Here is a 6,694-nt window from a genome sequence, read left to right as displayed (position 1 = left end):
GGCTGCGCCCCGGCGTTGTCAGCTGCCGCACGGCATCAGTGCGCCTGGACGTCCGCCGTCTGGCCATCCGCCGGCTGGCGGGAGGTGAACGGCAGGACCAGCCTGGACTGGTGGGCGGCGTCGCGGTAGATCTTGTGGGTGACGGGCCGGCCCACCGGCAGGTGGAAGGCGTCCGGCGGCAGCAGCGCGTTGTGCTCGTCGGCCAGCGGCTCCCCGTTGGAGAGCTCTGCGGTGAGCTTGTGGCCCGGCTTGAAGGTGTTCGCGAACGGATAGAGGCGCAGGACGTACTCCTCGATCGTCCCCGGCTCCACCGGCACAGTGCGGGTGTGCGGGTGGTGCGGGTTGCCCTCGGTGCTGCGGTCGTCAAGTTCGCGGTGCGAGGCCTTCAGGTATCCGCTGGTGATCAGCTGGCGCGCGCCGGTGGGCGCGTAGTCCCACAGGCGGAGGATGAAGTTGGTGTCCGGCTGGTCGATTTCGGCGAAGATGTGCGCGGCACCGGTGCCGATCATCTCCGTGTCCTCCTCGAAGGCAGGGGTGGACCAGCTGATGATCTCCACCTTGTCGGTCACTGTCAGCGGCGCCTGGTAGAAGCCGTCCGGGGCGGCGTACTCCGCGCCCATCAGCTCGGGCTCGGTCGACAGTTTATGCCGCGGGCGCAGATAGAGGGACCTGTACTCGACGTCCTTCGGCGGCCACGCCTCCGCAGTCACCAGCTCACGCGAGCCCTCCACGAAGACGCTCACGGCCGGCTCGTCCATGACGCCGTTGTCGATGCCCTTGATCCAGTAGTCGTACCACCGGAACATCTTGTCGTGTTCTTCGATGAAGGGACGCGACTGCATAGGCGGGTACGGGCCGATGTCCAGCTTCTTGGGGCCCTTCAGCTCGTTGAACAGCTCAATCGTGCCGTCCATCGTCCAGCCGCGGCCCTGGTCGATCTGCAGGTAGACCGGGATGTCGATGTTCGGGGCCAGCGTGATGGGGTTGCGCTCCTCGTACCAGTCCCCGTCGAGCTCGTTCATCACAATGTCGAACCAGGCCTCGTGGTTCTTCGGGTAGTTCAGGACATGGACCAGGTTCGGCCAGGCGGCCACGTCGGGATCCTCCAGGCGCGCGGCGACGAGCTTCTTCAATTCCGCGGGGGAGTACTTCTCGATCATGCGGGACTTGACGTTGTCGGTGAACGCCCAGCCGGAGTCGCCGCCGCGGCCCTCGCGTGCGGCACGCGGCATGAACCACATGATGCCGCCGTGGTAGGTGGTCTCGTAGAAGTCGTAGTGGCCGCCGGAGACAAAGATCGCCTTCAGGTGCGGCGGCCGCTCGGCCGCTGCCAGCACCTGCATGGAGCCGAAATAGGAGATGCCGACCATGCCGACGTTGCCGTCGCACCACGGCTGCCCGGCGACCCACTCGATGAAGTCGTAGGCGTCCTGGCCAAGCGACACGCCACCGGCGTTGTAGTTGCCGATATGTTCGCCGCCGGAGTGGCCCGAGCCGCGCAGGTCCCCGATGACGTGGACGTAGTCCTCTTTGACGATGCGGGCGATGTCGCCGGCCTCGATGCAGCCGTCCCACATCGGGCTGGGGCGCCGCTGTGGCGGGGTTGTGAGGGCCAGCGCCTGCAATTCTTTGCCGTAGGGGCTCAGGGCCACGAGGGCGGGGCGCGGTTTGTCCCCGGTACCGTGATATGCGTCCGCGGCGAGCTCGACGCCGTCCCGCATCGGGACCCGAAGGTCCTTGCGGACGGCGATTTTCTCTCCGCCGGCATCCAACATCTTCAGGTCATCCATGGGTGCGAAGCTCCTCATCTTTGGTCAGGCGGTCAAAGGCCGTGCGGTAGCCGTGGAGCGTCGTGAAGAACGGGGACGGCTCGAGGCTGGGGTCGCCCGCGTAGCCGAGTTCCGCGGCGACGCGGGCGAAGGGCGAGTATGGCGAGTCCGTCTCCTGGAGGCCGTCGCGAAGGTACCGGCGGGCGGCGTCGTCGATTCGGGCCTCGAGGTCCAGGCTTCCCTGCAGGGCGTTCCGGGCCGCGTCACGGTCCAGTTCAACGCCGTACGGCACGCCGTCAGCGCCCCGGTACGGGTGGCCCAGGTACAGGTGTTGCGGGCGGACGTCGTCGCGCAGGTACTGCAGGCTTGAGCGGTAGGCGGCCGGATCCTCGTAGCCGGGGAAGCCGTTGGCCGCCCCGTGGATCTGCACGGCGTCGCCGACGAAGACCGACTGCTGCCCGTCCACGACGTAGGCGACGGACCCGGCCGTGTGGCCGGGGATGTGGTGGACCGAGACGGTGACGTCCCCGCCCAGGGCGAGGGTCTCGCCGCCCTTAACCAGCATGGTCGGCTCCATCTCGCCGGAGATGACGTGGTTCGCGGCTTTCGTCTGCTCCTCGACGGCATTCGGATTGTCGATGTACTGCTGGCGCACGTCCACGTACTGGTCGACGTGCGCGCGCCGGGTGCGCAGCAGAGGCGCGTCGGCCTCGTGGATCACGACCTTCGCGCGCCGTCCGGTGAGCTCCCACAGGGCGTGCGCACCGCCGAGGTGGTCGATGTGGCCGTGGGTCAGCAGGATCCAGCGCACATCCTCGATCCGGCGGCCGATCGCCTCCAGTGCCGGGATCATGCCTTCGGCAGGCGAAGACGCGATCCCGGTGTCGACGATGGCGGGCTCGGGAGCGTCGATGAAGAAGCTGTAGAGTCCGAACCGGCCCCACGGCGAGACCAGGGGATGAACAGCGACTGGCCCCGTCATTGCCCGGCCCCCGCGTTCAGGAAGTCGCCTGTCTCCTCGAAGGCCCGGTAGAATTCCGGGATCCAGGAAAAGTTCTGGACGAAGCCGTGGTTGGCCCCCGCGTAGCGGCTGACGGTCGCCACGACGCCGGCCTCCGCCAGCCGCTGGCCGTAAAGTTCGCCCTCATCGCGCAGGGGGTCGTGCTCGGCGGTAAGGATGAGGGCCGCCGGCAGGCCTGCGAGGTCATCGCGCTTGATGGGGGAGACGAGCGGATCCGCCGGGTCGGCCCCGTTCTCAAGGTAAAAGGAGTTGAACGGCTTGAGGCCCGCCGTCTCCAGCCCGAATCCTTCGGCGTTCTCCCGCAGCGAGGCGTAGCGGTCGACGTCGAAGTCCAGGTCCAGGGACGGGTAGAAGAGGACCTGATGCGTGATCCGGTCAAACCCGTCGTCGTGGGCCTTCGCGGCGACGGCGGCGGCGAAGTTGCCGCCCGAACTGTCGCCGGCGATGGCGAGGTTCTTCCCGTCCCAGCCCAGGCTCGTACCCTGCTCGGCGGCCCAACGGACCACCCCGTAGCAGTCGTCGAGGCCGGCAGGGAAAGCGGCCTCAGGCGCCAGGCGGTAGCCGACAGAGATGACCTTATGACCGGTCTCCTTGGCCAGGGCCCGGGCAACGTGGTCGTGCGTGTCCAGGCTGCCGAGGAAGAACGCCCCGCCGTGGAGGTACACCAGAAGCCCATGAGCGTCGGCCCCGGCCGGCGTGTAGATCCGCACGGGCACCTCGCCCGATGGCGTCACTGCGGTGGCGTCCTCGACCGAGTGCAGCGGCATACGGTCCGCCAAGGCGGGAATTTGCGCGGCCTCGCCGGCGCGCATGGCCCCGGGGTTCAGCGGCGACCCGTCGGGCGCCGGCAGGGTGCTGAGGATCTTGGCAATTTCGGGATGGATGGTCATGGGTCAGGCCTTCGACTCTGCTGGTGCGTTGACGGCGGCGGGCTTCTGGGACGTGGGCTTTTGCCCCGGGAAGACGTCATTGACCTCGTCCTCGGTCCACCCTTGACGCGAGATGCGCTGCAGCTCGTCCGTTACCGGCTTGCGGGTTGCCTGGAACAGGGCCAGTGCATCCTTGACCGTGCCGGCCTCCGCCAAGGCATCGGCGAGCGCGCCGGCATCCTCGATGGCCGAGTTGGCGCCCTGGCCCTGGTGGTGCAGCATCGAGTGGGCCGCATCGCCCATGAGCACGACGGAGTCCGTGTGCCATGTGTCGACCGGGTCGATGTCGTAGACGGCGCGGATGTTGACGGTGTCCATGTCGAGGCCGCGGGCGATGTTGACGATCCGCTCGTCGAAGCCCTCCACCGTCGCCACGAGGTCATCCTTCGTGATGGTGGGGGCCCAGGTGCTGTCCGGGCACAGTGCGGTGATATCGAAGGACATCTGGTTGCGGTGGCGCAGCGGCAGCAGGTAGACCTTCGTGCCCCTGCCCATGTACATCCGCAGGTTGTCGTCCACCACCATGCCGTGGGCGTCGTCGGCGGAGATCACAGCGCGGTAGGCGTGTTCGCCGGAGAACACCGGGCCCTTGCCGCTGAAGAGCTGCTCGCGCACGACTGACTTGATGCCGTCGGCGCCGACCACCAGGTCCGCCTCGACCGTCTTGCCGTTGGTGAAGGTCAGGACGGAGCGGCCGCCCTTGTCCTCGATGGTCTCGAGCTTGTGGCCAAGGTGCACCATGCCCTGCGGCAGCACGCTCAGGAGGGCATCGATGAAGTCGCCGCGGTGGATGAGGTGGGTCTGGCTCTGCTCGCCGAACTCAGGCCAGGTGTCCTTCATGATCGGCTCACCCGTGGCGGTGAGGATTTCGAAGTAGTCGCTCGGGGAGCTTACGTTCGCGATCGTGTCGAAGATGCCCCACTGGCTGAACCGGTGCATGGTGGCAGGACGCAGCCCGATGCCGGCGCCGACCTCCCGCATCTGGGATGCCTGTTCGTACACGCTGACGTCGGCACCGAGCAGGCTCAGGGCCTTGGCCGCCGCTGCGCCGCCGTACCCTGCGCCGACGATGGCGATTTTGAGGTTCTTGATGTCTTCAGCCTTCATGGTTTCATCTCTTTCTTGACTCTTTCTGGGCCCGGGCCATGTGTGGCGGAACGGGCAAGTTGTGGTGGTCTCTCCGGGATCAGGCGTGAAGGGACAGGAAGTCGGCCGGGTTGTCCTCAAGCAGGAGTTTGACCGTGGCGTCGTCGATGCCGGCCGCGCGCATGTCGGGGATCATGTCCTCGAAGATGTAGTTGATGGTGTGGCCCTTCACTCCCGGCCAGCCCAGCGGGCTGCAGTTTGCGTCCGCCGAGACGAGGAGCTTGTCCGCATAGCCCTTGTTCACGAGGTTGACGAAGTGCTCCATACGTTCGGCACGTTTGCGGCCCCAAAACGGTGGATCCGGCAGCTCGAGGTCGTAGCCGAAAGTGTCGAAGCCGATGCGGCCGCCCTGCTCGTAGATCCAATCGTGCGGGGTGACCGGAGCGTTCAGGCCGTCGTCGGCGTGGCCGAAGAGCACGCGGTCCAGCGGGAGGCCCTCTTCGTTGAAGATGTTCACGGCCGGTTCCGGGTCGATGGCCAGGTGGGTCAGGACCGGAGCGCCGGTGACGACGGCGGCGCGGGCCGCGGCCCGGTAGATGCGCTTGTCCAGGTCCGTCATTCGTCCGCCGCGGCTCACGCCGACCTTGATGACGCCGGCCTTGGCGCCCGTGTTGCCGATGCCGACGGTGATCTCGTGGATGAAGACCTTCGTGAGGTAGTCCACGCTTGCGCGGGAGAAGTGCGGCAGGGCGGTGTCGCCGCCGACGAAGCCGGTGCAGGCAACGATGTGCACGCCCGTCTTCCGGGACAGGGACTTGTAGTAGTCGACGTCGCGACCGTTGCAGATGCCCGTGGCGTCCACGAAGGTGCCGCCGCCGTATTCGCGGAATTGCCGCAGCTTCGGCACGGTTTCCTCGTAGGCCTGCTCCGGCGACTTCCACCATTTGGTGTCGAGTTCGGACCCGGGCATGCCGTAGCCGATGTGTTCGTGGACCGCCACGATTTCCAGTTCTTCGGCCGGGATGGTTCCCAGCACTGTGTTGACCTTGGTCATTCGTTCACCTCATGGTTTCGAAAGCTTGTTGTGGGTGGGCCGGGGCGTGCTTAGTGCACGGTCAGCAGGTTGCGCGGGTTGTCCACGAGGATGCGCCGGGCGTCTTCTTCGCTCAGTCCGTGGGCCTTGAGGAACGGCACGAACGTGGTCAGGACGTGGCTGTAGGGCAGGTTGTACTCAGGCAGACCTTTGGCAACGCCGATCGAGTTGCCGGAGAGGATGATCCTGTCGGCATGGCCTGCCTTGACGAGCCCGAGCACCAGTTCGGCGCGGTCATGGTCGGTGAGGTAGTCCGCGTGGTCGTTCAGGCCCACGTGGTCGATGCCGACGAAGGCTCCCCGGCCGGCCACCTCGATGGCGGAGCCGGCAGCGTCCTTGCGGTCCAGGTCTCCGACGAGCACCCGGTCGGCTCGGATCTGCTCGTCCAGGACGATGTCCAGATCGTGCAGGACATCGGCGCCGAAACGGATGGAGACCGGGACGCCGGTGTTCCTGGCGGCGCGGGCGGAGCCGCGGAACAGGCTTTCCTCGGTCGGGGTCATGCCGGCGCGGTCGGCAATGGTCGCGACGATGCCGGCGGCGGCGCGGCGCTCCACCCGGGGAACCACCATCCCCTCAGTGACCTCCTTGCCGAAGAGATCGGCGAACTTGTCGGCCGGCCACGGGGTGGGCGGGTTGGTCTGCGGCGTCAGGAAGTATCCGCCGAGTTCTTCCTCCGGGCCCAGGCCCGTGGAGGCGACGATGTGGACGCCGGTGGTGCGGGACAACGCCTCGTAGAGCTTGAGGTCGCGGCCGTGGAACATGCCCGTGCTGTCGACGATCGTCTGCCCGCCGA

General features: G+C 67.1%; 6 protein-coding genes. All 6 read right to left on the bottom strand.

The features are described 5' to 3' along the window. Positions 1-35: 35 nt before the first annotated feature. Positions 36-1,790 (bottom strand): CocE/NonD family hydrolase, encoded by a 1,755-nt coding sequence (locus Y706_RS0108895; RefSeq protein ID WP_028276327.1) that lies wholly within the window; start codon positions 1,788-1,790, stop codon positions 36-38. After that, complete coding sequence (locus Y706_RS0108890; protein ID WP_028276326.1) at positions 1,783-2,751, bottom strand: MBL fold metallo-hydrolase; 969 nt, start codon at positions 2,749-2,751, stop codon at positions 1,783-1,785. Before Y706_RS0108890 ends, Y706_RS0108895 begins: the two co-directional genes overlap by 8 nt. Further along, positions 2,748-3,680: an alpha/beta hydrolase gene (locus tag Y706_RS0108885; protein WP_028276325.1), complete on the bottom strand. Its 933-nt coding sequence runs from the start codon at positions 3,678-3,680 to the stop codon at positions 2,748-2,750. The genes Y706_RS0108890 and Y706_RS0108885 overlap by 4 nt, the downstream gene beginning before the upstream one ends. 3 nt (positions 3,681-3,683) lie before the next feature. Continuing rightward, positions 3,684-4,826 (bottom strand): FAD-dependent monooxygenase, encoded by a 1,143-nt coding sequence (locus Y706_RS0108880; protein WP_028276324.1) that lies wholly within the window; start codon positions 4,824-4,826, stop codon positions 3,684-3,686. 79 nt (positions 4,827-4,905) lie between these two features. Then, on the bottom strand, positions 4,906-5,859 hold the full coding sequence (locus Y706_RS0108875; protein ID WP_028276323.1) for a phosphotriesterase family protein: 954 nt from the start codon (positions 5,857-5,859) through the stop codon (positions 4,906-4,908). A 50-nt stretch (positions 5,860-5,909) separates the two neighbouring features. Beyond that, the coding region (locus Y706_RS24485; protein ID WP_043435553.1) for a phosphotriesterase family protein at positions 5,910-6,694 on the bottom strand (785 nt) is incomplete at its 5' end.

It is taken from the genome of Arthrobacter sp. I3 (genome assembly GCF_000520575.1).
GTDB classification, from domain to species: Bacteria; Actinomycetota; Actinomycetes; order Actinomycetales; family Micrococcaceae; genus Arthrobacter; species Arthrobacter humicola_A.
This window is presented reverse-complemented; position numbering and strand designations above follow the sequence as displayed.